The 26,759-nt window shown below is 48.2% G+C and carries 27 protein-coding genes; 5 read left to right on the forward strand and 22 right to left on the reverse strand.

Features of this window, described 5'->3' with window-relative positions; genetic code table 11:
- Nucleotides 1-36: 36 nt before the first annotated feature.
- Nucleotides 37-183, reverse strand: a complete 147-nt coding sequence (locus EML15_RS10110; RefSeq protein ID WP_246847024.1) for a hypothetical protein — start codon at nt 181-183, stop codon at nt 37-39.
- On the opposite strand from EML15_RS10110, the gene EML15_RS02905 reads away from it, so the two are divergent.
- The 3 genes from EML15_RS02905 to rpsT all read left to right on the forward strand — a co-directional run bounded on the left by EML15_RS02905 (nt 140) and on the right by rpsT (nt 2,461).
- Nucleotides 140-1,291, forward strand: coding sequence for an MFS transporter (locus EML15_RS02905; protein WP_246858118.1), 1,152 nt, complete (start codon nt 140-142; stop codon nt 1,289-1,291). The two genes, EML15_RS10110 and EML15_RS02905, sit on opposite strands and share 44 nt — an antisense overlap.
- A gap of 125 nt (nt 1,292-1,416) precedes the next feature.
- Entirely contained in the window at nt 1,417-1,977 is a 561-nt protein-coding gene (locus tag EML15_RS02910) for a type II toxin-antitoxin system PemK/MazF family toxin (RefSeq protein WP_144273333.1), read from the forward strand.
- A gap of 220 nt (nt 1,978-2,197) precedes the next feature.
- Complete coding sequence (rpsT, locus tag EML15_RS02915; RefSeq protein ID WP_144273334.1) at nt 2,198-2,461, forward strand: 30S ribosomal protein S20; 264 nt, start codon at nt 2,198-2,200, stop codon at nt 2,459-2,461.
- 109 nt (nt 2,462-2,570) lie between these two features.
- On the opposite strand, the gene EML15_RS02920 is transcribed toward rpsT, so the two are convergent.
- From EML15_RS02920 to nadD, 11 genes are all read right to left on the reverse strand, one after another.
- Complete coding sequence (locus EML15_RS02920; protein ID WP_144273335.1) at nt 2,571-3,227, reverse strand: hypothetical protein; 657 nt, start codon at nt 3,225-3,227, stop codon at nt 2,571-2,573.
- Nucleotides 3,228-3,229: 2 nt separating this feature from the next.
- Nucleotides 3,230-4,120, reverse strand: coding sequence for a carbohydrate ABC transporter permease (locus tag EML15_RS02925; protein ID WP_144273336.1), 891 nt, complete (start codon nt 4,118-4,120; stop codon nt 3,230-3,232).
- Nucleotides 4,117-4,962 (reverse strand): sugar ABC transporter permease, encoded by an 846-nt coding sequence (locus tag EML15_RS02930; protein ID WP_144273469.1) that lies wholly within the window; start codon nt 4,960-4,962, stop codon nt 4,117-4,119. Before EML15_RS02930 ends, EML15_RS02925 begins: the two co-directional genes overlap by 4 nt.
- On the reverse strand, nt 4,959-6,302 hold the full coding sequence (locus EML15_RS02935; RefSeq protein WP_246846892.1) for an ABC transporter substrate-binding protein: 1,344 nt from the start codon (nt 6,300-6,302) through the stop codon (nt 4,959-4,961). The genes EML15_RS02930 and EML15_RS02935 overlap by 4 nt, the downstream gene beginning before the upstream one ends.
- A gap of 103 nt (nt 6,303-6,405) precedes the next feature.
- Complete coding sequence (locus EML15_RS02940; RefSeq protein ID WP_144273338.1) at nt 6,406-6,813, reverse strand: ankyrin repeat domain-containing protein; 408 nt, start codon at nt 6,811-6,813, stop codon at nt 6,406-6,408.
- A gap of 44 nt (nt 6,814-6,857) precedes the next feature.
- Nucleotides 6,858-7,814 (reverse strand): DNA polymerase III subunit delta, encoded by a 957-nt coding sequence (gene holA, locus EML15_RS02945; protein ID WP_144273339.1) that lies wholly within the window; start codon nt 7,812-7,814, stop codon nt 6,858-6,860.
- Nucleotides 7,815-7,891: 77 nt separating this feature from the next.
- Nucleotides 7,892-9,340, reverse strand: a complete 1,449-nt coding sequence (locus tag EML15_RS02950) for a ComEC/Rec2 family competence protein (protein ID WP_144273340.1) — start codon at nt 9,338-9,340, stop codon at nt 7,892-7,894.
- Complete coding sequence (locus EML15_RS02955) at nt 9,337-10,047, reverse strand: ComEA family DNA-binding protein (RefSeq protein ID WP_144273341.1); 711 nt, start codon at nt 10,045-10,047, stop codon at nt 9,337-9,339. The genes EML15_RS02950 and EML15_RS02955 overlap by 4 nt, the downstream gene beginning before the upstream one ends.
- Before the next feature lie 129 nt (nt 10,048-10,176).
- Nucleotides 10,177-10,857, reverse strand: a complete 681-nt coding sequence (locus EML15_RS02960) for a histidine phosphatase family protein (RefSeq protein ID WP_144273342.1) — start codon at nt 10,855-10,857, stop codon at nt 10,177-10,179.
- 3 nt (nt 10,858-10,860) lie between these two features.
- Nucleotides 10,861-11,325, reverse strand: a complete 465-nt coding sequence (gene rsfS / locus EML15_RS02965) for a ribosome silencing factor (protein WP_144273343.1) — start codon at nt 11,323-11,325, stop codon at nt 10,861-10,863.
- A gap of 186 nt (nt 11,326-11,511) precedes the next feature.
- A complete protein-coding gene (gene nadD, locus EML15_RS02970; RefSeq protein WP_144273344.1) occupies nt 11,512-12,186 on the reverse strand; it encodes a nicotinate-nucleotide adenylyltransferase in 675 nt (224 codons plus the stop codon).
- Between the two features lie 205 nt (nt 12,187-12,391).
- On the opposite strand from nadD, the gene EML15_RS02975 reads away from it, so the two are divergent.
- The gene (locus EML15_RS02975) at nt 12,392-14,041 is read left to right on the forward strand and encodes an MFS transporter (protein ID WP_246858064.1); all 1,650 of its coding nucleotides are present in this window, start codon (nt 12,392-12,394) and stop codon (nt 14,039-14,041) included.
- A 32-nt stretch (nt 14,042-14,073) separates the two neighbouring features.
- Here the strand turns inward: EML15_RS02975 and EML15_RS02980 are convergent, their stop codons facing one another.
- The 7 genes from EML15_RS02980 to ndk form a co-directional block, all read right to left on the reverse strand.
- The gene (locus EML15_RS02980; RefSeq protein ID WP_144273345.1) at nt 14,074-15,402 is read right to left on the reverse strand and encodes a glutamate-5-semialdehyde dehydrogenase; all 1,329 of its coding nucleotides are present in this window, start codon (nt 15,400-15,402) and stop codon (nt 14,074-14,076) included.
- Between the two features lie 94 nt (nt 15,403-15,496).
- The gene (gene proB / locus EML15_RS02985) at nt 15,497-16,600 is read right to left on the reverse strand and encodes a glutamate 5-kinase (RefSeq protein WP_144273346.1); all 1,104 of its coding nucleotides are present in this window, start codon (nt 16,598-16,600) and stop codon (nt 15,497-15,499) included.
- Between the two features lie 8 nt (nt 16,601-16,608).
- Entirely contained in the window at nt 16,609-18,117 is a 1,509-nt protein-coding gene (obgE, locus tag EML15_RS02990; protein WP_144273347.1) for a GTPase ObgE, read from the reverse strand.
- 108 nt (nt 18,118-18,225) lie between these two features.
- Entirely contained in the window at nt 18,226-18,489 is a 264-nt protein-coding gene (gene rpmA / locus EML15_RS02995; protein ID WP_144273348.1) for a 50S ribosomal protein L27, read from the reverse strand.
- A gap of 44 nt (nt 18,490-18,533) precedes the next feature.
- Nucleotides 18,534-18,839, reverse strand: coding sequence for a 50S ribosomal protein L21 (rplU, locus tag EML15_RS03000; protein WP_144273349.1), 306 nt, complete (start codon nt 18,837-18,839; stop codon nt 18,534-18,536).
- Between the two features lie 230 nt (nt 18,840-19,069).
- Nucleotides 19,070-22,006 carry an Rne/Rng family ribonuclease gene (locus EML15_RS03005; RefSeq protein WP_255455973.1) on the reverse strand — a complete coding sequence of 979 codons (2,937 nt, stop codon included), beginning with the start codon at nt 22,004-22,006 and terminating at the stop codon, nt 19,070-19,072.
- Nucleotides 22,007-22,263: 257 nt separating this feature from the next.
- Nucleotides 22,264-22,674, reverse strand: a complete 411-nt coding sequence (gene ndk, locus EML15_RS03010) for a nucleoside-diphosphate kinase (RefSeq protein ID WP_144273351.1) — start codon at nt 22,672-22,674, stop codon at nt 22,264-22,266.
- 190 nt (nt 22,675-22,864) lie between these two features.
- Between ndk and EML15_RS03015 the strand changes: the two genes are divergently transcribed.
- Nucleotides 22,865-23,161, forward strand: a complete 297-nt coding sequence (locus EML15_RS03015; RefSeq protein WP_144273352.1) for a hypothetical protein — start codon at nt 22,865-22,867, stop codon at nt 23,159-23,161.
- Nucleotides 23,162-23,169: 8 nt separating this feature from the next.
- On the opposite strand, the gene EML15_RS03020 is transcribed toward EML15_RS03015, so the two are convergent.
- The 3 genes from EML15_RS03020 to EML15_RS03030 all read right to left on the reverse strand — a co-directional run bounded on the left by EML15_RS03020 (nt 23,170) and on the right by EML15_RS03030 (nt 26,653).
- Nucleotides 23,170-24,381 (reverse strand): phosphatase PAP2 family protein, encoded by a 1,212-nt coding sequence (locus EML15_RS03020; protein ID WP_144273471.1) that lies wholly within the window; start codon nt 24,379-24,381, stop codon nt 23,170-23,172.
- Nucleotides 24,382-24,650: 269 nt separating this feature from the next.
- Nucleotides 24,651-25,100: a DUF4233 domain-containing protein gene (locus EML15_RS03025; protein WP_144273353.1), complete on the reverse strand. Its 450-nt coding sequence runs from the start codon at nt 25,098-25,100 to the stop codon at nt 24,651-24,653.
- Nucleotides 25,097-26,653: a folylpolyglutamate synthase/dihydrofolate synthase family protein gene (locus EML15_RS03030; RefSeq protein ID WP_246858123.1), complete on the reverse strand. Its 1,557-nt coding sequence runs from the start codon at nt 26,651-26,653 to the stop codon at nt 25,097-25,099. The genes EML15_RS03025 and EML15_RS03030 overlap by 4 nt, the downstream gene beginning before the upstream one ends.
- Nucleotides 26,654-26,759: the final 106 nt, after the last annotated feature.

Genomic DNA, 26,759 nt, shown 5'->3' on the forward strand with positions numbered 1-26,759 from the left:
CTATCACACTACCGCATTTATGGTACAAAGCAGACATTAGGTACTATCAGGCACGATGTATTCTTCTTCCATAGCCCACCGACGTTCAAGCACACATTCTTTCTTCGTCTCATCGTGCCTGGTATCCGCCGCGATGGCTATGCCCCATGCAATTTTGACCCCACTCTTACTGAATAAAGGCATGACACTGCCACAAATAACTGTCATGCAAGCGCTTTTTAGCCTAGTCATTCTCCTTACCGAATTCCCCAGTGGCGTCATTGCAGACCTGGTCAACCGCAAAACTCTTTACATCGCCTCAAAAATTATTCTTGCTGTGTTCTTTCTGATGGTTTTTGCTGGCACAGGGCCGGTAATCCTCATGATCGCCTGGGGCATCTATGCCCTTTCGGCATCACTGAATTCTGGCACTCTCGACGCAGCCTTAGTCAATAACGCAAAAGCCACAGCACTAGACCAAAGACAAGCAGCACAACGCATTTCCTGGCTAGTCGGCCGCAGCAGTCAAATTGATATCAGCGGAATGATTATCGGCGGCACCCTCGGTGGCATTCTCTATACCACCATCGGATACAACATTTATCTCATCTCTGCACTACTAGCCGTACTATCCATCATTTCTGTTCTGCTATGGTTCCAGATCCCAGAAACACACGTCAAACGGGAAAGGCACAACACCACATCACTACAACTATTCAGATCGCATATATCTGAAAGTTTCCATACCGTGCGAGAATCGTCGACAGTGCAATTTTATATTGTGCTCATGACTGTCTTGCAGTGCATTATCCAAATTCATTTCCAACTGTGGCAAGGGAGTTTTTTGGATAAAGGGCTGAGCGAAAATACATTTCTTTTCCTCTATTTAACTTTCCAGGCAATCGGTTTTCTCGCCGGATTCCTTTCTAAACAGAGTCGATTTGCTCGATTTCTTTTTGCACATCCTTTTCTCATATCTATCCCAATCCTGCTACTCCTTTATGCCAGCCTGATGTCCACCGGGATCGCCTCACTTATCCCATACTCAGCTTTTATTTTCATCTGCACAATTATTGTCAATAGCTGTCGCGCTGGAATTAACGAAGCAGCCCCTATGGAAAAAATTGGCGCTATCACATCATTATCCAGTGCGTTGTCGAGACTCGGCGGAATCCTCTCCTTATGCTCCATGGCAGTTGCCTTGCATTATGCTTCCGCAGGAATAGTAGTGCCAATCGGATTAGCAGCATTTTGGTGTTGTGCAGCAGCTGTCATAGCCATTGGATACCAATCCACACAATTAGCGCATTAAGAATTTTTAGGCTTTCGGCAGGTAAACAGAAAAAGATCGTGCTAGACTAGGGAAATCTAAAAATAGATTAGGTATTTTCTCAGATAATGCCCGGCTAATAGCCATCACTCGAAGGTGAAACCACTATGAGCAGCAAATTTCGTGTTGGGTCACAGCTGAAATCGCTGTGGGCAAAAAATAAAACGCAACGCGGCACTAAACAAAATCCGCTTGATACTGGTTTGTCTGCGCTCAATGAACGCCTTGGTTTGCATAAAAAAAATCACTCCCCCGTCGCAGAGCATAATGTCCATAAATACATTGACTGCCAGGTAAGTTCTTCGAGTGAATGTGCCCGCAATATCATCTACGCCCCTGACATGGATGGACAAGTAGATCCAGGGGAAATCGTCTGGTTCTTTGCCCCCACGAACAAAAAGAAAGAACGAGCATTAGTGGTTATTGCCCGCCACGGTGCTGAAGTTCTTGGCTTACTCACCTCCTCTAACCCCGAGCACGATAAAGAAGATTCATGGCTCGACATCGGCGTAGGACCGTGGGATGAAAGCGGCAAACAAAACTGGGTGCGCCTAGACAAAATCATTCGAGTACCAGAAATAGCTATTCGACGACAAGGCGCTATCATTCCCCGGAGTCGTTTTGAGCGAATCGCTAACCGACTTCGCGCCGAGTACGGCTGGATATAAGAATACAAGCCTAAGCATAAATAAGGCATAGAGGTAGTTGTTTTCTTTTTCACGCCAAGCGTGCTATAGTTTCTCTTTGCTATTTATTCACGTTCGTCGCTGATATTTTTCGTGCGCCACCTAAGATGAACAGGACCTTGGGTTCATCCTTGACGCAGAACCACCTTAAGTGTGGAAGTAAATACGAGCGCCGGCATAAGTAAGAGATAAAGAGGTAATCATGGCAAATATCAAGTCACAGAAGAAGCGCGTTCTCACCAACGAGAAGGCTCGTCGTCGTAATCAATCTATCCGCTCTGCGGTTCGCACCGAGATTCGTAAGTTCCGTGCACTCGTTGAAGCTGGCGACAAAGCTGCTGCAGAAACACAATTGCGTGTTGCTTCCCGTGCCTTGGATAAATCAGTAACCAAAGGTGTTTTCCACCGCAACAATGCTGCGAACAAGAAATCTAAGATGGCACACGCTTTTAACAAGATGTCCTAATTCTTGGGTTTCCTAGTTATAAATGTTCTAGGTTACTATTTCCCGCAAAACCCCTGCTCAATATGGCACATGAGTCATATCGAGCAGGGGTTTTGGGCTTTAGGAATTATCACAGTTGTTTTCGTAATGCACAAAGTTGAAATAAGTATAGCGTCAAAGCACAGCCAATAACAGCGTAAAAACCCACGACGACCAGCCACCCCGGCGGGTAGAGATATATCGCAATAGCCGGCACAAACCACAATAATGCTCCCACCAAGCTAGCAGGTGCGTCGCTAAGAAAACAGCGAATTGCACGGGACAATAACCCGGTGAATGAGTAGTGCTCTTGGCGCTGGCACAACAATAACCACACCCACATCATGATACTTATGCTTAGTGCCACGCCGGAGAATACCGCACCAAGGCACACAATTGTGCTGGTTCTGGTTAGACCGGCACGAGTAATCACCGCTATTTCATAAGCGCTGAGGAGAAAAATCCCGAGCAAAATCAACCAAGAGCCTGTTGCGTAGCGCCAATGGGTGGTTTTCCAGGAAAAAAGTTCTCGAAAGAAGTTGCCAAGGAGTTGGAGTGTTCGTGGTTGTTGGCCTGCTTGAAGTTTAATGAGTTGCGTGCCCGCGGCATGGATAGCAGCACCAATGCTCAGCATTGGCACTGCGGATAAGATGAGAAGCCAATTGATGAGGATGACGTCGGTGGCGAGGGAAAACAGGTGCCACCATGAGGAGTCGGAAAGGGTGCGCTGCTTAGTGGGTTTGGGCATTATTATCCTTTAACTGCGCCTGCAGCTACCCCTTCGATAATGTATTTCTGCCCAAGGACATAGAAAATAACAATAGGGATAATCGCTAACACCAGCATAGCCATCATGGCTCCCATATCACGGTTACCATTAGAACCAACTAGGAATTGCAGCACAATGGGAATCGTGCGGTATTTACTTCCCGCACCAAGCACCAGGTTAGGCAGCAAATAGTCATTCCAGATCCACATTGTGTTCAAGATGCCCACAGTAATCATGGTGGGCTTGAGCATGGGCAGCACCACTCTGAAGTAGATTTGCAGTGGTGAACAACCATCTATACTTGCAGCTTCTTCTATTTCTGTGGGAATAGTTTTAAGGAATCCCACAAAAATAAACACCGATAGCCCAGCGCCAAACCCAAGATACAGCACTGCCATACCCAGCGGATTTGCTAGATAGAGTAAATCCGCAATTTTTGCGCTGGGAAACATGACCATTTGGAATGGGACAACCATAGAAAAAACAAAGACAAAGTACAGTGCCTTGGTCCACCACGTGCGCACCCTGGCAATATAGTATGCAGTCATTGATGAGAAGAACACAATTGCCATAACTGAGAGCACTGTAATCACTGCTGACCATAGCACTGCCGAGAGTGTACCCGATACTGCCAATCCCTTGGCATAGTTTTCTACTCCCACATACATATCGCCCAGTGGTAAGGCAAAGGGGTTATCGGCGATAGAGAACTTTGCCTTAAATGAGTTAATCAGCACAAAAAGAATAGGACCAAGAAAGACGAGAGCTAAGAAAATAAGAATGAGGTAGATGAGCACTCGACTTGAGGTACCAAGTTCACTGGTGTTCTTCTTTTTTATACTGCTATTTTTTATACTGCTACGCGTACTCATGCTTCTACCTCTCGATTCCTTGTCACACGCAACTGGTACATTCCAATCACAGCCACAATCACCACAAAAATCACAGCCTTAGCTTGCGCTATTCCCTCTTTTCCTACTTCATAGAACATGGTACGTACAATGTTGAGCGCCACCATTTCCGTTTCCGAGCGCGGTGCACCATTAGTCAGCGCAAGGTTTTGGTCATACATCTTGAAGGTATTGGCGAGGGTAAGGAATAAACAGATAGTAATGGCGGGCATCACCATGGGGATAGTCACGTGCCTGAGGGTTTGCCACTTGCCTGCCCCATCGAGGGATGCTGATTCGATGAGCTCTCGTGGCACGCTGTGTAAGCCCGCAATATAAATAACCATCATGTACCCTACGAGCTGCCAGTTCAGCAAAGAAACCAGTCCCCAATAGCCAAAGGAAGAATCAGCAACAATAGTGGTTCCGTACTTTGCCAATATCGCATTAACCAGCACTTGCCAGGTATAACCAAGGACAATTCCGCCAATGAGATTGGGCATAAAGAAAATAGTGCGGAAGAAATTTGTGCCCGCCAGTTTCCTAGTCAATAACCATGCCAGGGCAAAAGCAAAAATGTTCACACTCAGCACTGAAACCAGTGCCACCAAGAGGGTAAACACAAATGCTTTATCAAAACCACTACGCCCGCCAAAGGCAAGACGGTAATTCTCAAGTCCAACAAACTGCGCATCGCTGAAGGTCGTGAACTTAGTAAACGATAATCCGATTCCGAGGATAAAAGGCACCAAGAACGCTATCAAAAATGCCAAGAGTGTTGGCAGTACAAAAATGGGAAAGTATTTTTTGAGAGTTCTCATTATTGCTCCTCTTTTTCTGCTTTCCACTCATCAACAAATACGTCGACGACGTCCTGCCACTGAGCACTACCAGAAGCATATTGCGCCATGCTTTGCCCCACGGTGTCCTTGAATTTTTGGGAAGGATAGATAGTAAAAATCCAGGGAATAGTCCGCAATTGCTCATTAGAAACATACTTGGCTACTTCCGCGGTAAGCGGATCACTCGGAATGTCGTCTGGACCAAAGGTAGTAAAAGGTGCGTTAAACCCAAGATCTTCAGAGACATAGCGCTTACCGACGTCGGAAGAAAGAAGCCAATTCACAAACTCAATTGTGGCTCGTTGATCTGCTTTAGTGGCTCGCGCATTAACTGCTAGTGATACTTCAGTACCTACTGCAAGCCCTTGAGTTTCCTCGCCGGCATGACCAGTGTAAATGGGTAAGAATTTAATGTTGTCCTCTTTGATTATGTTGCCTTTTACCCCAGAAATCTGACTCCACGCCCAATTGCCGTTTTGGATCATGGCGGCTTTTCCTTGAGCGAACTCAGAAAGGGAATCTGTTACATTCTTCGAGGGCGCTAATTTTTTATCAATAGTGGAGTTATTGAGATACAGGTCGAAAATCTGCTTGAACTCCTGGTTATATGTGAACTTAATGTCCTTTGTATCACTTATGCCTTGTTCATTGAGTTCATAGTAAATGGGGATATTGGTCAGGTGAGTTTGCCAACGCCAATCCTCACCTGATGCTAGTGATGTAGAAGCAAAAGCACCTTGAATACCAAGCTGATCTTTGCGAGCCTGCATATCTTCCGCCACTGCTTTCAGAGTGGCAAAATTATTTATCTGTGCCGCCGACGCTACCTTGGCACCTGGCAATGCACAATATCTATCAAAAATCTCCTGGTTATAAATAATTCCATAGCCTTCTACTGCCAAGGGCACGCCATAAGTTTTTCCGTCATCGCCTTTGAGTGCAAGATTGTCGTCTTTGAGATTGCGGACAAACTCTGCATCAGAAATATCTGCGGTATAGGGCAACCATTTATGCAAACCAACAGGGCCATTGACATTAAAAAGCGTGGGCGAATGACGCTTCATCATCTCAATTTTGAGCGTTAGTTCATATTCGCCGGAGGCAGCTGTAGCCACTTTCACGGGCACGCCTGTTTCTTTTTCGTACTCACGAGCTATTGCTTGGAAAGTTTCATCAGCTTCTGGCTTAAAGTTGAGGAAATACACAGATCCTTTATCATCTTCTGTGCCACAAGCACTCAAGCCACACAGCATCATCGTCGCCAGAACTATTACCGCTATGAGACGTTTGAGCTGGCTTAGTGGTCTTTGGGTTGAAAACACAAAGAATCTCCTGTCATGGTGCGCTAAATCTAGAGGACACATAAGAAGCAAAGATTTATTGCTTAGATCACATAGTAGCGTCTCGATGGATATAACATACATTTCATTCTAAAAATGTAAATAAATCATCCATCCCAAACATACGAGCCGTGTCCACCGCACTCGGGTGCCCCGCATAAGGATCGGCACCAGCGGCAAGCAAAATGGAAATAATCTCCATCTCTTTCTTAAAAATAGCCCCGGCAAGCGGCGACTGTCCCCTGTCATTGAGCTTGTTCACATCTGCGCCACGAGCAATCAACGCCCGCAATGTCTGGGCATTACCACAATAAGCAGCCAACATTGCAAACGTATTACCCTCATGATTCATCAAATCAACATCAACGCCCTGATCAATATAGGCAGCCAAATCTATACTCGCCTGCGGATCATTGCTGCGAGCCAAATCAAAAAGCCTGCTTGCAAACTCAGCTACTTGTTCTAGTTCTTCCTCACTATGTATATCGCTCATTGTTTTCCCAGCCTTTCTTTGACCGACCTTCCTAACGCAAGGAGTTACCCCGCGAGCTGTGATATTTTTCGCACAGCGTCCTCCACGGCAAAGGATTCATCGCCACCACGCTGTCCTTTCACCGACGCATCAAGCTCAGCCATAAGAATGACTGCCCGACTCACCGCATCACCACTCCACCGCCGCGCCACTTTAGCCGTTTTCTCCACAGCAAAAACCGGCATACCCAATTGCCCAGCTAATGCCGCTCCATTGATTCTGCCCCGAGTAGAATACAACCTGGCAATAGCTGACACTTTGCTACTCAACGCAGCAGCTAAAGCAACAGGGCTAATCCCCAATTGCAAAGCCCGCCGTGTTGCCGATAAAGCACGCACAGCATTGCCAGAACAAGCAAAATCTGCAATATCGAATACTGAAACCTCAGCAACACCAACGTAGTATCGTCGAACAGCTGCTACATCGACCTTGCCATCAGTATCAGAAACCAATTGCGACACAGCACTAGCAAGCTCACGCAGCTCTGAGCCAACCCCTTCAAGCAGCGCATTGATGACGTCGGGAGTAGGCGAAAGCCCATAGCGACGAAACTCTGCCATAAGCCACGCAGACTTTTCATGCGCTTTGAGCTTTGCAACCTCATGCACCTGTGTATATTTCTTGAGCTTTTCGACGGCAGCTTTAGCGCGACCACCACCTTTGTGCATGATAATCAGATAAACACCTGGGGTGGGGTTATGTGTTGCTTCAAGTACAAGCTGTATGGGTTCTTTACCTGCGTCTTGCGCTTCCTCAAAAATAACAATGCGATCTTCACCAAAAAGTGAAGGCGAAAGCAATTCAATCATTTCCGCCGACGTAACATCTCCGGTACGCAACCGTGAAACAACAATGTTATCACCCAACGATGATTGCTCTTTTATCTGAGCAATCAGCTCAGTACGTATTCTTTCTGCCAAAAACTCCTCATCGCCGAGGATAAGATGTGACTGCTGAATCATTATGCTCCCGCTACTTGCTCATTTGTGCTCACTTCAGTCTAGAAAATAAGTGAGCACAATCCCACTTAAACTTTTCCTTAAGATCTTTCCTCAGGTCTTTTCTTTCGGGAACCATAAAATAATGCCAAAGAGATAACCCAGGCCACCAGCAACACACTCCACGCCACCCCTACCCACCCCTGCGATAAGGAAATGTGTGCGTAGGGTAATTGAGAACCGCGCTCGGCAACACAATATATCCAACGCACTAATGGTTGGCACAAGGCTATCGGAATATAGGCTACGCCGCTGAAAAACCCACAGTTACTCAGCACAATTGCAAGCAAACCCAACACAGTTATTGGTGCTACCACCGCTGCAACTAAAACATTAGCGAAGAAACTCACCAGAGATAGCGTATGGTTCATCACAGCAATAACAGGAATGGTCGCCATCTCAGCAGCCAATGCCACTGCAGCTGTTCTATTTACTACATCGGGGATATGCCACCAGGGTATATTGGCGCAAACACGATAAAAGATCGGATTAAGCACGATAATCCCAGCAGTAGCAGAAACAGAGAGCAAGAACCCATAGTTGCTTGCCATGTCACTATCCCACACCACAATGCCAATAACAGAAAGAGACAACGTATGTATTGGTGGTGCTCGCGTAATACTCAATGCAGCCACCATGCTCACTGCTCCGGTGGCACTTGCCCGTATCACCGAAGGCTCATACCCAATAAATAAAGCGAATAGTATCAAGGAAACTAGCCCACCAACAGCACATATGCGTGGACTACAACCGCATAATCCAAGCAGAAGCATGACAGTCGTCGTAATGATTGCCACATTACCGCCAGATACCGCACTTAAATGCGCTAATCCTGTTGCAGCATATATTTGTTTGTCATATTCGCTTTGTAAACTCGTATCCCCCATAACCATCGCAGCATACAAACCAGCGATTGCATCATCATCAATATAGTGCCCTACGGCGGATAAGAAATTATCCTTTATTCCCTGCATAAGCTGAACATATTTTTCCCATATCGTGGGTTCTGTCTGTTCCACACACCGTATATCACTCGCAATATACATATGCTTCAATAGCACAGCCTTATCTGTAGCGACTGCTTTCCCACTCACCACAAAAGGTGCTCCCGGATATAAACAGCTGCTTTGCGAGATATGTGCACCGCGATAAAAAATAGGTATGCTACCGGGACTATGGGCAAAGCGAGCCTCGATAATCCATCCAGAATCCGTCTGAAAAGGTCGAGATTGCGCCCGCACCATCATAGTAGGTGGTAATTGATGTGCCAATCCACTACGTTGCAACACATTTATCTTTATTCCCACGCACACTAAGGCACAGAAACCGCCAAGCCCCACCACACCAGCCTGCATTTTATCCCACAATGCGCATAGGCAGACTCCTATCGCTACTACTGCTGCCGCACACCACCATTGACCAGTTCGCAACATAACAAAGGTGCTTACCCAAACACTCAATGCAGCAGGTACCAGACGCAGGTCATTCATAATGTGACCTGGTTTTCTATTTGAGCAAATTTAGCAGCACCAATTCCTTTGATCTCAAGCAATTGATCAATACTGCTAAACGCACCAATGCTTTGCCGATACGCAATGATAGCTTCCGCAGTTTTTTGCCCGACTCCACTAAGAGTCTGCAATTGTTCGACACTTGCTGTGTTGATATTTATTTTCCCGCTCTCAGCACTCACACTATCTGCATCCGATTGCGGCGCGACGATAGGCTCATCTGGATACGGCACATATACTTGTTTTCCGTCTTGAAGTTGCTGTGCAAGGTTGAGGGCATGAAACCGTGGTTCGTGAAATCGCTCCTGCGAAACACCAGCTGCGCTCAGTGCATCGGCTACTCTTGCCTGTGGACTCAGCGTATGCAAGCCTGGCCTAGACACATCTCCAATAACCGAAACCACCAATTCCGTTGCTGATGGCGCTGTTGATTGCAGTGCGCTATTATCTGCCACAGAATTACCTGCCGCAGATGGAGTTATTTCTGCTGGTGGCACTACTTGTTGTGGTACAGAGGTACCAGAGAAGAAAAAGAGTGCTCCTACTATTGCCAATGCACAAATCGCTACCCCTATAAGCTGGCGACCAGATAGTGCATAGCGTGGTGGTAGTGGTTGCACATTAAGCACATCTTCTTGCCCAGTTGGTCGTGCTAATTCTTTTACTCGTTCATATACCCGCCCCATGGGCACAAGAGTAAAGGTTGTGCGTCGAAAGCAAAAACGTGCAGGGCAATAGAGCACGATATTCTGTGGAAAACCCTCTGACCTGCATTAGTTTGCTTGTGGATAACGGCTCATCCACTGGTGCCACAATTATTGATCGGCACTTGGCGCTGTGTCAGTAGCGTAGACCCCCATGTTCCAGCCCTCAAGATACCATTGCACAGGCTCATCTGTTGCAGGGGCACAACCAAAACGCGGACGCGCTATCAGTGCTGACCAGCATGTATTGCCAAGACCAGAAAAAAGTGGATATTGACTAGGGTGCAATTCCAGCAAAGAGGAGGTAAGCGCGCTAATGGTACCACCATGCGCGACAACAAGTACTGTTGTATCCTCGTCATCCCATTGTGGATAATCGGCCACTAACTCGTCGATCACTGCACGAGCACGCTGAGCGACGCTGAGCCGAGATTCACCACCAGGCGGAGTCCACGAAGCATCATTGCGCCACCGCGCCCGAGCACCAGGATAAGCTGCATCTACTTCCTCGTGAGTTTTCCCCTGCCACTGCCCCAAATTAGTTTCACGCAAACGCTGATCGATCTCTACCCCAACGCCAATGTTGCGATCAATAATCTCTGCAGTGACTCTAGCACGCTGCAAATCAGACGCAATGATTTTTTTAATAGGCTGACTCGCTAAGAAATCTGACACTAACTGGGCTTGTGCAATGCCGCGTTCCGCCAGTTCTGTATCAAGATGACCTTGCATACGCTTATTGGCATTATATTGCGTTTGCCCATGTCGCAGTAGAAGTAACCGTCGCGGCATAGGTTATAACTCGTCTTGAGGTTCTGGGGCAGCAAGTGGAATATCGTCCAAAGACTCTACAGTACGGACATCAATATCGTCCGCCCAATCCTCATCACGCTGCATTGTCTCCACGCCCTCGACTTCAATGAGTGGACAATCCCGATAGAGTCGATCCAAACCATAAAAATCACGCTCGATATTGCGCTGCACATGAACAATTAACATGCCATAATCAAGCAATACCCAGCGGTTTTCTCGATTCCCCTCACGTCGTTTAGGCTCTTGCCCGACAGCAGTAAGCTGATCTTCAATTTCTTCGACGATGGCTCGTACTTGACGCTCGTTATCGGCAGAAGCTAATACAAATACTTCCGCAATCGCCATAACATCCGACACATCCACAACAGCGATATTCGTTGCTTGCTTCTCATCAGCCGCACGAGCAACAATGGCAGCTAGGTCAATGGTTTCATTAGTTGCGGTCACACAAAATCCTTATTTATAGCTATTTTCCTCTTTTGTGGCAGTGCAAAACGTGCAGCAAACCAAAACACACAAACAATACCACCGCTTAAAACTTTACACTGGCTTAATATCTCTTAGCAGCCAACAACACAGCATTGTCATATACCAAGATACACACGATCACATTCAAGAGATACTAGCTTCAATCTAGCGTTGATAAAGACCACGCTTAGCGATGTATTGCACCACACCGTCGGGCACAAGATACCACACAGGCAACCCCTGGGCTGCACGTTGCCTACACCCTGTGGAAGAAATAGCCATAGCTGGAATCTCAATCAGCTTAACCTTTTGACGCTGTGGCAACGGCAGAAAATCGTCGGCAAGCTCATAGCCAGGGCGCGTAACCCCCACAAAAGTTGCTAACTCTAAAGCTTGTTCCCAATTGTGCCACGACAAAATACTGCTCAGTGCGTCAGCTCCAGTGATAAAGAAAAGTTGTGCGCGTGGAAAAATCTTCCGAATATCGCGCAGGGTATCTACCGTATAGGTTGCACCTGGGCGTTCAATATCTACCCGGCTCACACTAAAGCGTGGGTTTGAGGCAGTAGCAATAACTGTCATGAGATAGCGATCCTCTGCAGCTGAAACATCACGATCTTGCTTCTGCCAGGGATTACCAGTGGGCACAAAAATTACTTCATCAAGCTCAAAACGAGCGGCAACTTCGCTAGCCGCAACAAGGTGGCCATGATGAATCGGATCAAAAGTGCCACCCATGATGCCGATGCGCTGCGCTTGATGAGAGAAAGCATCATTTCCCAATACAGAAGGAGGTGTCGTGTCATGATTATGCTCATGCAATGCCTCAGGTGTAGTCATAGCCACCTAGTGTAGCTACTGTGGACAAGAACAACCAGAAGAAAGAATGCACATACTCGTTCCATTCACCTGAGAATCAGCGAAACAACACTGTGCGCCAACCCCCAACATTTGTTATGGAGAGTAAACTACTTACCTAAATTGGCGAAAACCAAAGGCATATACTGCTAAACCGATACTCCGACTTGAGATCTTTAGATTAAAAATGAGCAATTCCGACAATTCCAATACTGAGGTTACTACTGAGGTGACTTATCCTGCTGCGTCTGCAATATCAGCTCCAGCCTCGGCCGCTAAGAAAAGTAATCGTTCTGGTCGCCACCGTGTGCCGATAGCACGCCCCAAAGGATGGAGCACCACAGTTGCGACGATTTCATCAGTGATGATGACCTTAGACATCACGATCGTACTCGTTGCACTACCTGCTATTGCACAGGATTTACAGCTTTCCCTTAGCGGCGGACAATGGGTAATCAACGCCTACAGTCTGGCTTTTGCTTCTCTCTTACTTTCCGCAGGCAGCATTTCTGACATTATCGGGCGACGAACAATTTTCCTCGTCGGGCACCTTTTATTCTTAGCTGCATCTATTGCGTGTATTCTCAGCAGCTCCGAAGCAATGCTCATTGCAGCACGTGCAGTACAAGGCGCTGGTGGTGCTTTGGTTTTCGGCACCAGTATTCCACTGCTCAGCGATAGTTTCCGCGCGCATGAATCCAGGGAACGCACTCGTGCCATTGCTATTCTCATGGGGGCAAGTGCCGCAGCCAGTGCCCTTGGCCCGCTCGTCGGCGGCTTTCTCGTGGAATACGGTGCTTGGGAATGGATTTTTATTATCAATATCCCCATTGGTATCTTCACCATAATTGCCACGCTTATTTTTGTTCCCGACCTGCATAGAGCCGGGTTACTCGAAGACGATAACGCACAAGAGTTACCACCTCTTGATATTGGTACGGTATTCATCGCAGCTGCCATGCTCTTTAGCCTGAATTATGGCATTATTTCTGGCGCAGAACGTGGGTGGACTGATGGTTTTGTCCTATTGAGTTTCTCCGCAGCGATCTTACTCTTTGTGCTTATGACGGGTATTCAACTATCCAAAGGCAACCGAGCCATGATCGATATGCGCTTATTTGCCATTCCCTCTTTCTCCGCAGTCACTTTTGCGGCTTTTGCTGCCCGTATGTTCAGCTTCGGCATGATGCCATTTCTGGTGCTCTGGCTATCTGGACACGTAGGATTATCTGCCCTAGAAATCGGCTATGTTTCCACGGCAATGGCAGGCCCCATCGTAATTTTTGCTGCTGTTGGCCTCAAACTCGGCAACTATATTCGGTTAGGTTTTGTACAAGCAATCGGCATGATTATTGTCGCCATTGGTTTAGGACTTGGCTTGCTTATTCAACCAGATAGCAGCTGGCAAGCCCTCATTCCTGCCTATGTAGTTATCGGCATGGGAACGGGTGTCATGTTGCCGCACCTGATGGATTTAGCAGTCTCGGTTGTTCCGCGTGGTCGCACAGGTACGGCAAGTGGCATTGCCAATACCGCATTACCCCTTGGCACTTCCTTTGGTGTTGCCGTTTACGGAGCTTATCTTTCCGACTCCATTCGCAATGCACTGGGCGAGGTACCACATATCCCTGCAGAGATTTCTGCTGCCCTAGCGACGGCGGCAGAAGCTGGTCAATTCACAGTGATTGAGCGGTTTTCTGCCGAATTAGCGCATACGGCACTTGAGGCTTTCGTCGACGGTTTGCATGGCATTTTCATTATTGCAGCAGTGCTTGCGATTGTCGGAGCTATTGCGTGTGCAATTTTCATCCGGGACACCCACACCCACGAGAACTAGCGCACATCTCTTAGGCTCAGCGTAGCCAGGGGCTAAGGGCGAGTTTGCCCGTCGCCATGCAAAATCCACTTCGTGGTAGTCAACTCTGGTAACGCCATAGGGCCGCGAGCATGAAGTTTTTGCGTGGAAATACCAATCTCAGCGCCCATGCCGTATTGCTGACCGTCGGTAAAAGCGGTAGAGGCATTCACCATGACCGCAGCCGCATCGACTTCCTCAGTAAATTGCGTTGCTGTGCGGATATTACCAGTTGCAATCGCCTCAGTATGGCCGCTGGAATAACGTCGAATATGCGCTATTGCCCCGGCAACACCGTCGACGAGTTTCGCAGCAATATCAAAAGACAGATATTCCTCCGCCCAATCTTGCTCTGTAGCAGCGATAATGCCACCAGCGCCACAAGGAGCTAACTGCTCAATATCACCATGAACCTGCACCCCAGCTTGTTGCAGCGCATGGATGATTTTATATTGATCCTCAGTAGGTAACGCCTGGTCAATCAGCACCGTTTCTGTAGCATTACACACTGAAGGACGTCGAGTTTTGCCATTGATAAGCATGGCTATAGCCTGGTTGAGATCAAGCACATCACGATCAATATAGAAATGACAATTACCCGTACCCGTTTCAATAGTCGCAACAGTGGCATTTGTCACCACCGACTCAATCAATCCTGCCCCACCACGAGGAATAATCACATCAACCAGCCCACGAGCTTGAATAAGATCACGCACACTCTCACGCGTCTGGCATGGCAATAACTGCACACTCTCACGAGGAATATGCTGCTCGACGAGCACCTGTTGAACAAGAGCAACCAACTTCTCATTAGAATGACGTGCGCTCTTAGAACCACGCAATAACACAGCATTGCCTGATTTGAGAGCCAGTCCAAAAGCATCCACCGTCACATTCGGGCGAGCCTCATACACCATGCCCATAACCCCCAGGGGCACTCTCACCTTGCGCATCGTGATCCCATTGGGCATGACTTGTCCTGCAACAACCTCACCTACTGGGTCGGTAAGAGCTGCTACTTCTCGCAACCCTTGAGCCATTGCACTGATACGAGACTGGTCTAAACGCAGCCGATCAATGAGGGAATCACTAAGCCCATTGTCTTTAGCAGCACTAATATCATGCTCGTTAGCAGCAATAATCTCAGCACTAGCCTGCTCTAGGCGTTGTGCTACTGCATACAGTGCTGCGTTCTTTTGCTCTGTATTGAGCTTGGCCAGAGGCGTCGTTACAGCTTTGGCAGCACGCGCCATAGTAAGAATGCTCTCACGTTCTTGTGCGCGAATAGCTATCGCGTCAGTGCTAGTACCAGTATCAGTATCAGTATCAGTATCAGTGTGCATTATGTGACGTCTCCATTACCTCAGGGGCGCAATATCTAGTATCTCAAGGACCCGATATCTCAATATCTCAGTGTCCAATTATTGTGGATAAACTTTAGTACAAAGCAAGATAATCAGCATGAATAACCGCACGATTCATCCCAGCCGGCACTTCCTCTGTTTTCTTTCCCATAAGAGTACGCACAATCTCTGAATCATAGGACACCTCACCACGACCAATGACCTTGCCTGTATTATCTGCAATATCCACAATGTCACTAGCAGCAAAATCGCCTTGCACCTGCTCAATACCCACTGCCAACAATGACGTACCACCAGCGCGCAATGCAGCACTCGCCCCTGCGTCAATGCTAATCGTTCCTGAGGTATCTGCCGCATAGAGTACCCAAAACTTCCACGCCGGCAACCGCTGAGTATGCGGATGAAACATAGTGCCCACGCTAGCGTCGCTAAGCGCAAGATCAATGTTATCTGCAGAAGTCATAAGCACGGGAATACCACCACGGGCAGCAAGTAGCGCCGCTTGCACCTTAGCAGCCATACCGCCTGTGCCTACTGCACCACCATCGCCAGCATTAACATCATGTAAGTCTCGAGCACCCCGAACATCTGTGATGAAATGCGCATCAGGCTGCGCTGGATTTTTGTCGTATAGTCCATCAACATCAGACAATAAAATCAGTGCATCCGCATACGTTAGGTGAGCAACTAAAGCAGCCAGACGATCATTATCGCCAAAGCGTAACCCTTCTGTAGCAACAGTGTCGTTTTCATTAACAATCGGCACACAGCCTAAAGAAAAAAGACGATCAATCGTACGCTGAGCATTACGCGCCCGCTCTCTGATTCCTGAATCAGCAGAGGTCAATAAAATCTGAGCAACGTGACGAGAATAGCGAGCAAAACTTGTTCCCCAGGTATGGGCAAGTTGTACCCCACCCACGGCAGCTGCCGCTTGTTTTGTGGCTAAATCACGCGGGCGCTCTGCCAAACCCAATGCGCCCATTCCTGAGGCAACTGCCCCAGACGACACGATAATAACATCGCTACCACGTCCCATACGCGCTTCCACTGCATCGACCACTGCGTCGATACGCGCTGGATTGACTCGATAATCTTCACCAGTAAGAGACGAGGAACCAATTTTGACTACTACACGACGAGCTGCTACGAGCTTTTGCCGAGACGCACTCACCATCTACCTGCCTAACCTTGCCAACGCTCACGTTCAGCAACTTCACCATCGCCATAATCGTATTCATCAATCAAACCACGACGCACCTGAGACTCGCGTTTACGCTCAGCTGCGGAACGACGATTATTGCGCAATAACCTGGCATCTTGACCACGACCAGCAAGCGTAGGATCTACCCCACCTGCCGTCGGCTCCCACTCAAAAGTAATTTCCCCTATGCTCACGCTACAACCCGCTTTAGCCCCAGCTTTCATTAACGCATCTTCAACGCCAATTTTGGCTAAGCGATCAGCCAGATACCCCACAGCCTCATCATTCTCAAAATCAGTTTGCCGAATCCACCGCTGTGGCTTCTCACCGATTATCAAGAAACCACCCTCAATCTCTGGATCAGGCTCAATACGGAACTGACTACCATCGCCACGCTTACGCACAGCTTGTGGGCGAATAATCTGCTTAGGCTCCATCTTTTCTACAGGACGTTGCTTACGATCTTGCTCCACAATCTCCAAAAGAGCATACTGCAGCTCATCAAGACCTTTACGTGCTACTGCAGAAATAATGAACACTGGCCAGCCGAATTTCTCCTCTAAATCGTCTTTAAGGAACTCGGCTAATTCCAGAGCATCAGGAATATCAACCTTGTTGAGGATAATAATGCGCGGCCGCGAACGCAGATCCCCAAGAGTGGCATCCTGTGCCAATTCTGATTGATACGCCGCAAGTTCTTCCTCTAGAGCTTCAATGTCACTCATTGGGTCACGCCCTGGCTCCATCGTGGCAGTATCAACCACATGCGCCAACACTGCAGTACGCTCAATGTGGCGTAAGAAATCAAGCCCCAGCCCTTTGCCCTGCGACGCTCCGGGAACTAGCCCTGGCACATCGGCAATGGTAAAAGTTTTATGCCCAATCTCTACCACACCAAGATTCGGCTGGAGCGTGGTAAAAGGATAATCACCAATTTTTGGTTTTGCTGCCGAGAGTACAGAAATCAACGATGATTTTCCGGCACTAGGAAAACCAACCAGTCCGACGTCAGCCATTGATTTGAGTTCAAGAATAATATCATGCTGCTCACCAGGTTCACCTTTGAGAGCAAAACCTGGTGCTTTGCGTACGCTCGACGCCAAAGCAGCATTACCCAAACCACCAAACCCGCCTTGTGCAGCAGTAAAACGCATACCCACGTGCGTCAAATCAGCAAGTGTTTCGCCTTGTTCATTCAGTACAACTGTCCCTGGTGGAACCGCAAGGATGAGGTCTTCTCCTCTGGCACCATTGCGGTGATCACCTGCACCATTGCTACCGCGTTGCGCCTTGATATGAGGGCGATAGTGGAGATCCAAAAGAGTATGGATCTGAGCGGATACTTCCAGAATAATATCGCCACCATGACCGCCGTTACCGCCGTCTGGGCCGCCTAAAGGCTTAAACTTTTCTCGGTGAATCGACGCACAACCATTGCCGCCGTCGCCAGCTGATAAATGGAGCACTACTCGATCAACAAAACGCGCCATGACGCCACCTTTTTCATTCTTAATGGATTCTGTATCAGTCTACAGTAAAAGAAAAACACCCCTGAGTAAGGGGTGTTAAAAGCTCACTAAACCTTAAGGTTGTATGGCTTATGCAGAAACAGCCTCTGGAACAATGTTCACAGTGCGACGGTTGCGCTTGGTGCTGAACTGTACTGCACCTGCTTTTAATGCGAACAAGGTGTCATCGCCACCGCGTCCTACATTCTCGCCTGGGTGGAACTTAGTGCCACGCTGACGAACGAGGATTTCACCTGCGTTTACCTGCTCGCCGCCAAAGCGCTTTACACCAAGGCGCTTGGCGTTGGAATCGCGACCGTTATTTGAGCTTGACGCACCCTTCTTGTGTGCCATGTGGATTCCCCTCCTTCGGGAAAAATCTAGAAGGTGGTTAGACCTTACTTAATGCCAGTAATTTTCACTACGGTCAGCGGCTGACGGTGACCTTGACGTTTCTTGTAACCAGTCTTGTTCTTGTACTTAAGGATCTTAATTTTTGGACCCTTAACGTGCTCAACAATCTCAGCTGAAACCTTTACTTTCTCAAGTTCTTCAGCTTTTGTGGTAACAGTTGCGCCATCGACGAGCAGAACAGGGGTGAGAGCCACGGACGAACCTGGCTCACCCTCGATCTTCTCGACCTTGACGAGGTCACCTTCAGCAACCTTGTACTGCTTGCCGCCGGTCTTGACGATCGCGTACATACGAGGGCTACCCCTTATCTAAAACTCGGACTCTTTGAGCAACACATCACTCTCAAATGCAATCTGCTGCAAAGAGTACTACTTAACAGAAACTTTCTTGCGTTTAGCATTCCATAACCAATAACCAACGAAAGCTAGCCAGGAAGAAAATGCTAAAACAGCGACTGTCAAAGACTACCCTTAAAAGCAGCCAAAACACAAACTGGCTGCCCTTGGGGCTAATAGCGGGGTTAATTATGCTTTCTCGTTACCCTACGTCGTCCACGACCCCGACCAGAAGTATGGGAGGTTTTCCGTTTCTCATCAACCTCAACAACATCTCTAGTAGCATTACCGACGCGCGTATCGCCTTCATCCATGTGCTTATTTTTACGAACAACACGACGTCGATGTCTCTTTGCGCCCTCTCGCACACTCTGCTTGGTTTGCTGCTCAGGGTGCGTCGTCGATGTCTGCTCAATCTCAACCGCTTCAGCCTGCACCGCATGAGTATTTTTCCGCACCGCTCGACGACGCTTCACAGCCGCCCGAGAAGAACCTACTGCTTTTGTTTCTTCGGCCTGGGTTCCTCCCCTCACAGCCTCATGAGTCGCAGCCTCGTGCTGCCCATCAGTACGCTTTTCCTGTGCAGCAGCTGAATTCGCTCGGACTACACGACGACGCGACTGGGTACCGTGCTGGCGTTGTTTCCGATCAGACGCATAGTCGTCAGCTGGCAAGTAGTTCTGGGCAGATGGCTCATCCGGGTCTTCCTCATGTGCACGTGCAAGCGCAGAATCAACAATATCGAGCACACTGGTATCCGCTGTTGTATTCGATCGTGAATTATCAGCAATGACATCTTGTTCCACAGAATCCTCATCGGAATCAGTGTCCATATTCTTGATAACAGCAGCTGCCAATTCTTCGATACTACGCTTCGCCTTTGCTTTTGCTGGCTTTTCACTCGGTGCAACAGAATCTGCATCAGGGGTAGACTCTTGGTCCTGCTCTTGCGGTTTATCAAATGCAGACTCATCGTAGTGCTCAACAGGATCTGCATGGACGATTACGCCACGACCTTCGCAATGTTGGCATTCCGTCGCAAATGTTTCTAGTAAACCAGTGCCTAAGCGTTTTCTGGTTACTTGGACGAGTCCTAAAGAAGTAACCTCGGAGATTTGGTGGCGAGTGCGATCCCGTCCCAGTGTTTCTTTGAGACGACGCAATACTAAATCTTGGTTTTCTGGCAGCACCATATCAATGAAGTCAATGACAATCATGCCACCGAGATCACGCAAACGCATCTGGCGCACAATTTCCTCGGCAGCTTCCAAATTATTGCGCGTCACGGTTTCTTCAAGGTTGCCACCAGAACCAGTGAATTTTCCAGTATTAACATCAATGACGGTCATAGCCTCAGTGCGGTCAATAATCAATGTACCGCCAGAAGGCAACCACACCTTACGCGATAATGCCTTTTCTAGCTGCTCATCAACCCGATACACCTCAAAAGCATTCTGCCCACCATGATCTTTAGGATTAAACCGAATGAGTTTATCGGACAAATCAGGAGCTACCGAAGAAATATATGCGTGGACGATATTCCATACACGCTTCCCCTCAACAATGAGTTCAGAAAAGTCCTCATTGAATAAATCACGAATAACCTTGACCAGCATATTTGGCTCTTCGTAGAGGGTAACTGGCTTGGCACCTTTTGATTCTTTTTCTTTGTGAGAAAGCTCGTTAATATGCTCCCACACATTATGCAAGCGCTGAACGTCGGCAGCGATAGCTTGTTCGCTTACTCCCTCAGCAGCGGTACGAATGATTGTGCCACCATTTTTCGGCACCACACGACGCAAAATATCTTTGAGTCGCTTGCGCTCTGGCGCGGGCAATTTGCGGGAAATACCAGCAGAACGCCCCTCTGGAACATAAACTAAATAGCGCCCTGCCAAAGAAATCTGGGTAGTCAACCGAGCACCCTTTTGCCCAACAGGATCCTTAGTGACCTGCACTAAAACTTGGTCACCAGACTTGAGCGCATGCTCAATTTTTCGTGATTTTCCACCTAGTCCAGCTTGACGCCAATTAACTTCACCAGCATAAAGCACACCATTGCGTCCCTTACCAATGTCAATAAACGCTGCTTCCATGCTTGGTAACACATTTTGCACTCGCCCCAGGTAGATATTGCCAATCATGGAGGCCTGTGCCTCAGAGGTCACAAAATGCTCCACCATCATGCCATCTTCAAGCACACATACTTGGGTCACTGACCCTGGATGATCAGTACGTTCACGCTCACGCACAATCATCGTGCGCACCACAGATTCTCGCCGCGCTAAAAACTCCGCCTGCGACACAACATGGCGTTTCTTACGAGCTTCTTCACGCATTTCCGCACGACGACGTCGCTGCGCCTCCAAACGGGTAGAACCATGAATAGATACTGGTTCGGTAATTTGCTCCGTATCCTGTGAGTCTTGAGGTGTCTTAGGCGAAGTATCTGCACTCTCCTTGCGCGCAGCCTTGCCGACGTTGCTCGCATTGCCTGCACTGTCTGCACTGTCCGTAGAAGCAGCTAAATCGTCTTCTTCTGCATAATCCTCCAGCTCAGGCTCAGGCAATTGTGGCGCCAGAAAAAGCGGAACAGCTGCACTAAGCGCTGCAAGGTCAGCCGCATCTGCTTTGTGCGGTGAGGAAGAATCTCCTGTGCCGGAGTCATTACTCAAGCGCTGCTCTAACTCCTGTTCCACTTTCTGTTCAATTTGATGAACCTCGTTTTCCACATTTTTTTCTACCTGATGACGCAATTTCTTTTTTTCTTGTGCATCATCAATTTTTTCATTGAGGTCTTTTTCTACCTTTTGCTCAATCTGATGAATCTCATTCTCGACATTTTTCTCAATCCGATGCCGTAATTTTTCCTCTGCCTCTGCACCATCACCTGCAGTTTCCCCCGTAGCGTCCCCCAACCACTCTATGACTTGTAATGCCTCCTGGCGCGAAAGATTGGATTGCGCCCGCTTCGCAATACCATGCTCCTGTAGCAAGGTCACAATATCTTTACTTGATCGGTGTAGATATTTTGCAAGCGCATATACTCGGATACTCTCACCAATACTCTGGTCTATCGACGCCTGGTCAAGCCGTGATTTCTTCTTTTTGTTATCGCTCACGATCATTTTCTCCTCATCGTGCCATAGCACTGTTCACCCAACTACAACCCCAGGAAAATAATCTGATAAACCGCCGCTCCGCAGGGCATAGGAGTAAAACGCACCAGCACTGTGTATGTATAACTATTCAATCTTGTTATTCAGTTTTATTTAGTTGTCGTATCCCATTGTCTCATATTTTTCACTTCCCTACGCGAAAGCCCTGCGCATAAAAATGCACAGGGCTTGAAGAAAAAAGTTCAGTATTCGTTATGGTTTTACAGGTTAGGGAACCAAATGCCGATCTCACGCTCTGCAGACTCTGGAGAATCCGAACCATGCACCACGTTCTCTGCGACGCTGAGGGCAAAGTCTCCACGAATGGTACCAGGGGTTGCCTTAGCAACTGGATCAGTACCACCAGCTAGCTGACGCCACGCGTCGATCGCTCGCTCGCCTTCCACGATACCGGCGATCAGCGGAGCTGAAGTGATGAACTCAACCAACTCACCAAAGAATGGCTTATCAGCGTGTTCTGCATAGTGCTTCTCAGCAGTCTCACGATCTGCAACACGAAGATCGAGAGCCACAAGCGAAAGACCTTTGCGCTCAATACGAGAGATGATGTCGCCTACGTGTCCGTTACGAACACCATCTGGTTTAATGAGGATCAATGTACGTTCAGTCATATAAGCGAACTTACCTTAGTTATCCCCATCGTGCAGTTTTCGCACACCACAAATAAAAAATAACCGATATTTTTCGCCTCATGCGGCAAGCACGATATTTTCGTGCGCCAACCTCTGCTGCCCGTGCTCAGCGATAGTCGCTGCACCTCTAGGAGCGAAACCAGTACCTCATGGGGATGCCCATCGCACTATGCATCATGGGTTTGGCTTGGGAGCTCTAGGGTTTTGTTCCTTGGCATCATGCGTGTTACGGATAACGCAATTAACCATTGTTAGTTTTTGTACTTTGGCCAGCGTCGACAAGCCTCATAAGGGCATAGCGAGTAGGCTTATCAATACTGCTCGCCAAAGCGGCACAATCTGTGGCACTGCAATGCTTGGCGGAATCTATTTAGCCAACGAGTCAGCACCACAGTGCGCTATAGCAATCGGGATAGCAGCAGTGGCGTTGATCTTCGGTTCCCTATTGAGCACCGCAACGAGATAACCACACTATTAAATGCCACTAACAGTAACTTTTCCTGCACTATCGACGCTCACCTTAGCAGCAAAAGCAGCCGCTAGGTTGATACGCTGCCAAGAACCACGCGGGCTTTGATCATCCAATGGTGAACCAGCAGGAGCCGCAGTTGCGCGTAGAATTTCAGCTCGCTGCTCATAGCTGAGCTCAGGATACTTGGCCAACAATAAATCAGGTGCAGCTTGTGGCACAATCATAGGTGCCTGCGTGTTATAGACTGGCGCAAAACCATAGTTCATGCGCTGTGTGTACTCGGCAACAGCGGCAGCAGTGCTGCGATATGCAGAATCACCAGCTATTACCTGTGCTAGTGGTTTTCCAGCACGCCACTCTAATTCAGCACGCAATTCTGCTTTGGCTTGGTTGAGCGCATCACGCATACGTGGATCATTCCAGCGATCAGCAGCGGCAGCAGTACCAGTCATGCGACCACCAATAACATCGAGCGGATAGTGCACACCCATAACAGTACGGTGATAACCAGCCTCAGAACCACGGGCGAGGATTTGTGGTGCCAACTCTGGCAACATTTGCGCAAGCAGAGTGGTAGTCCACGTGGCTTGGTTGGTATGACCAGAGGGGAAAGATTTAGAGGAAGCGTCGTAAAGCTCACGATCAGCTACTTCATAGCGGTGAATGCGCTCTGGAGCCACCACAAAAGGACGCTTATAACCATACAATTCTTTTTCTACAAAAGTAGAAGAAGCAAGCCCACCGGCACGGGCGAGATAACCATTGCCGAGCAAGAATGTTGTTTTAGGCAAACGATTCTCCGCAAGAGCCTGGCGGAAATAACCACCGAGTTCCCCACCGAGAGCATCCGAGAACGCAAGTAACACACCATCTTTATCTGCTAAGGCATCTTTTTGCGCCTGTGCAACAAGTTGTGGATTGCTTGCAGCTGCATTGTTATTAGCAACTGTGATGTCAAGATTTTGCGCCATGATTTCAGGGTGATGTGCGCGCAAATCATCAAAGCCGGCAATAACATCGGCATAAACGCCAAAGCTATAAGAGCTGATGTCTGAGATATACCCCGCAAGATAATCAGGAGTAAAAGGTTGCGGCACTGGTGCTCCTGGATGTTGCACAGGGGCTGGGTAACCAGGCAACAATTGTGCACCTTGTAGTGCTGGAATATCTAGTGCTGATGCTGGTGCTGCTGGTAGCACAAGTGGAGTTGCCAATGTTAAAGTGGCTAGGGCTACACTGCCAAGGCGCTGAGCAAGAGCTTTTTTATGCACGTCAAACCTTTCTCCGCAAAACCTATGCCGTATCTGGATTGTTACGCCACGGTAATTCTCTACTGGTGTTTATCTCTTAGCTGATCCATCCTGTCAGACCTTTTGGAACCCTAATGGATAAATGTAAAAAGAAAATGAACTGTGGCTTAAGTTCTTAGGTACTACACATAATTCACCAGTGCCCCCATAGGCAGCGCCCATAAGCAATAGTGCTACATATGCTGTGTTGTTAATAAACCACGTTTCATCCGCTCAATAAGGTTTTTGCGCAAATAGAATAAATATGCCCATACAGCAATAAAAATGAAGGCAATAATAGCCACACTCGGGTGCACAAAAATACCGATAAGAGCAAAAACCTGGATAATGACGTCGGCAGCAATAGCCCAACGAGTAAATTGCAGAAAACTCAATATGAGCATTGCTGTTGCCACTACAGTGATATAGCCCCAATTCACTGGAGTCCAATGGATACCATTGTCCACACGCAAAATCACAGTGAGAATAAGGTAAAAACAGATGGACTCCATCATCATGGTGCCAGACATCACCCCACGCACACCTTTGAGCGGATCCTTTGCTGGCGCATGACCAGGGCCCAGTGGACCATATTCTACTTCTTCTGCTTCTGCTACTGACTGTGCTGTAGCTTTTTCCCTCATGCTGGTTCCTTTCCAAAAAGTGCTCGGGCTTGGCCAGCGGTCACAACCGAACCAGTGATAACAACTCCCGCCCCTGATTGCATATCTGTGTCTTCAGCAAGCGCGACAGCTAGCTCTACAGCACCAGGCAAATCCTCCGCCGTATGCACTCGTTCATCACCAAAAATTTCCTGCGCATATTCTGCTAGTTCTTCCGTGGATAATGCACGCGGTGAGGAATTAGTAGTAACCACAATCTCAGATACATGAGCCTCCAACTCCATGAGCACGCCACGTACATCTTTATCCGCCAAACAAGCAACAACCGCAATGAGCTTAGAAAACTCAAATTCACCAGATAATGCCTGCCCCAAAGCCCGCGCGCCATGAGGATTATGCGCTGCGTCAATAAACACAGTTGGTGCACTACGCACTCGTTCTAATCGCCCTGGCGACTGCACCGCAGCAAACCCCGCACGTACTGTGTCTATATCCAATTGGCGACCAGTTCCTGCCCCAAAAAACGCCTCAACAGCAGCCAAAGCTACAGCAGCATTATGTGCTTGATGTATTCCTGATAATGGTAAGAAAATATCAGGGTATTCTCCTCCCAAACCGCGGATAGTTACTTGCTGCCCGCCAACCGCCAGCTGCGCAGCTACCACACCAAACTCACTGCCTGCACGTGCCACAGCATTATCAGCTGCCACTGCTTGCTCCAGGATAATTCGCAAAGCAGCAGGATCTTGCTCAGCAACAATGGTGACGTTATCTGGAGGTGCTAAGAGATCGTCACTATTCCACCGCGACTTGATAATCCCAGCTTTTTCCTCAGCAATCTCAGTTATTGTCTCGCCAAGATAATCGGTGTGGTCAAGCCCAATGGGAGTTATCACAGACACATCAGCACTAATCACATTAGTGGCATCCCATCGACCCCCCATGCCTACTTCCACAACAGCAACGTCAACTGGCGCATCAGCAAAAGCAGTATAAGCCAAAGCAGTAAGTACCTCGAATTTGCTCATCCGTGGTCCGCCCTCAGCTTGGCTACGCTGATCCACCATCTCTACATAGGGTTTTATTTCTTCCCAATGCCGCACATAATCGCTGGGATGGATTGGGGCACCGTCGATAGCAATACGCTCAGTAACAAGCTGCAAATGTGGACTGGTAGTTCTCCCAGTACGACGATGAAAAGCACGCAACAGTGACTCAATCATGCGCACAGTGGAGGTTTTACCATTCGTCCCAGCCACATGAATACTTGGATACGCATTCTCTGGGTGTCCAAGCACATCGACAAGCATGGCAATACGATCCAAACTCGGATCTATCTTTTCCTCACTCCACCGCTGATTCAGCTCAGCTTCCACCGCAGCCAATGCTTGCAGATCTTCATCGGTTATCTCACGACGCTGCCCAGAGGAAAAATCCTGAGCATCATCACCAGCAGGTGTATCCTGAGCCTGTTGTGCCCGACTAAGCGGTAGCGACAAACCAGACTCATTGAGCTCTAATTCACCAAGATCCAACCCAGCCTCATCAGAGAGCAATTGGGAAATATCTGCCAGAGAAGCAAAAGAATCCTCGCTAATAATATCCGAGCTATGCCCTAGCTCAGCAACGTGCTCTTGCTCAGAATGCTTCTTCTCAGACGGTATGCCCTCATGTGTATCA

Origin of the sequence: Corynebacterium sp. sy017 (assembly GCF_017918135.1) — a bacterium.
In the GTDB taxonomy this organism is placed as follows: Bacteria; Actinomycetota; Actinomycetes; order Mycobacteriales; family Mycobacteriaceae; genus Corynebacterium.

Excerpts from the sequence above, each read along its gene's own strand:
- EML15_RS02975 (WP_246858064.1), top strand. The coding sequence starts at position 12,392 with ATGAGCAATTCCGACAATTCCAATACTGAGGTTACTACTGAGGTGACT.
- proB (WP_144273346.1), bottom strand. The coding sequence starts at position 16,600 with ATGGTGAGTGCGTCTCGGCAAAAGCTCGTAGCAGCTCGTCGTGTAGTA.
- EML15_RS02950 (WP_144273340.1), bottom strand. The coding sequence starts at position 9,340 with ATGAATGACCTGCGTCTGGTACCTGCTGCATTGAGTGTTTGGGTAAGC.
- rpsT (WP_144273334.1), top strand. The coding sequence starts at position 2,198 with ATGGCAAATATCAAGTCACAGAAGAAGCGCGTTCTCACCAACGAGAAG.
- EML15_RS10110 (WP_246847024.1), bottom strand. The coding sequence starts at position 183 with ATGCCTTTATTCAGTAAGAGTGGGGTCAAAATTGCATGGGGCATAGCC.
- ndk (WP_144273351.1), bottom strand. The coding sequence starts at position 22,674 with ATGACTGAACGTACATTGATCCTCATTAAACCAGATGGTGTTCGTAAC.
- obgE (WP_144273347.1), bottom strand. The coding sequence starts at position 18,117 with ATGGCGCGTTTTGTTGATCGAGTAGTGCTCCATTTATCAGCTGGCGAC.
- rplU (WP_144273349.1), bottom strand. The coding sequence starts at position 18,839 with ATGTACGCGATCGTCAAGACCGGCGGCAAGCAGTACAAGGTTGCTGAA.
- EML15_RS02955 (WP_144273341.1), bottom strand. The coding sequence starts at position 10,047 with ATGGGGCGGGTATATGAACGAGTAAAAGAATTAGCACGACCAACTGGG.
- EML15_RS03025 (WP_144273353.1), bottom strand. The coding sequence starts at position 25,100 with ATGAGGGAAAAAGCTACAGCACAGTCAGTAGCAGAAGCAGAAGAAGTA.
- holA (WP_144273339.1), bottom strand. The coding sequence starts at position 7,814 with ATGATTCAGCAGTCACATCTTATCCTCGGCGATGAGGAGTTTTTGGCA.
- EML15_RS02980 (WP_144273345.1), bottom strand. The coding sequence starts at position 15,402 with ATGCACACTGATACTGATACTGATACTGATACTGGTACTAGCACTGAC.
- nadD (WP_144273344.1), bottom strand. The coding sequence starts at position 12,186 with ATGACTACACCTGAGGCATTGCATGAGCATAATCATGACACGACACCT.
- EML15_RS02920 (WP_144273335.1), bottom strand. The coding sequence starts at position 3,227 with ATGCCCAAACCCACTAAGCAGCGCACCCTTTCCGACTCCTCATGGTGG.
- rpmA (WP_144273348.1), bottom strand. The coding sequence starts at position 18,489 with ATGGCACACAAGAAGGGTGCGTCAAGCTCAAATAACGGTCGCGATTCC.
- EML15_RS03015 (WP_144273352.1), top strand. The coding sequence starts at position 22,865 with ATGCATCATGGGTTTGGCTTGGGAGCTCTAGGGTTTTGTTCCTTGGCA.
- EML15_RS02910 (WP_144273333.1), top strand. The coding sequence starts at position 1,417 with ATGAGCAGCAAATTTCGTGTTGGGTCACAGCTGAAATCGCTGTGGGCA.
- EML15_RS02960 (WP_144273342.1), bottom strand. The coding sequence starts at position 10,857 with ATGCCGCGACGGTTACTTCTACTGCGACATGGGCAAACGCAATATAAT.
- EML15_RS02925 (WP_144273336.1), bottom strand. The coding sequence starts at position 4,120 with ATGAGTACGCGTAGCAGTATAAAAAATAGCAGTATAAAAAAGAAGAAC.
- EML15_RS02940 (WP_144273338.1), bottom strand. The coding sequence starts at position 6,813 with ATGAGCGATATACATAGTGAGGAAGAACTAGAACAAGTAGCTGAGTTT.
- EML15_RS02905 (WP_246858118.1), top strand. The coding sequence starts at position 140 with ATGCCCCATGCAATTTTGACCCCACTCTTACTGAATAAAGGCATGACA.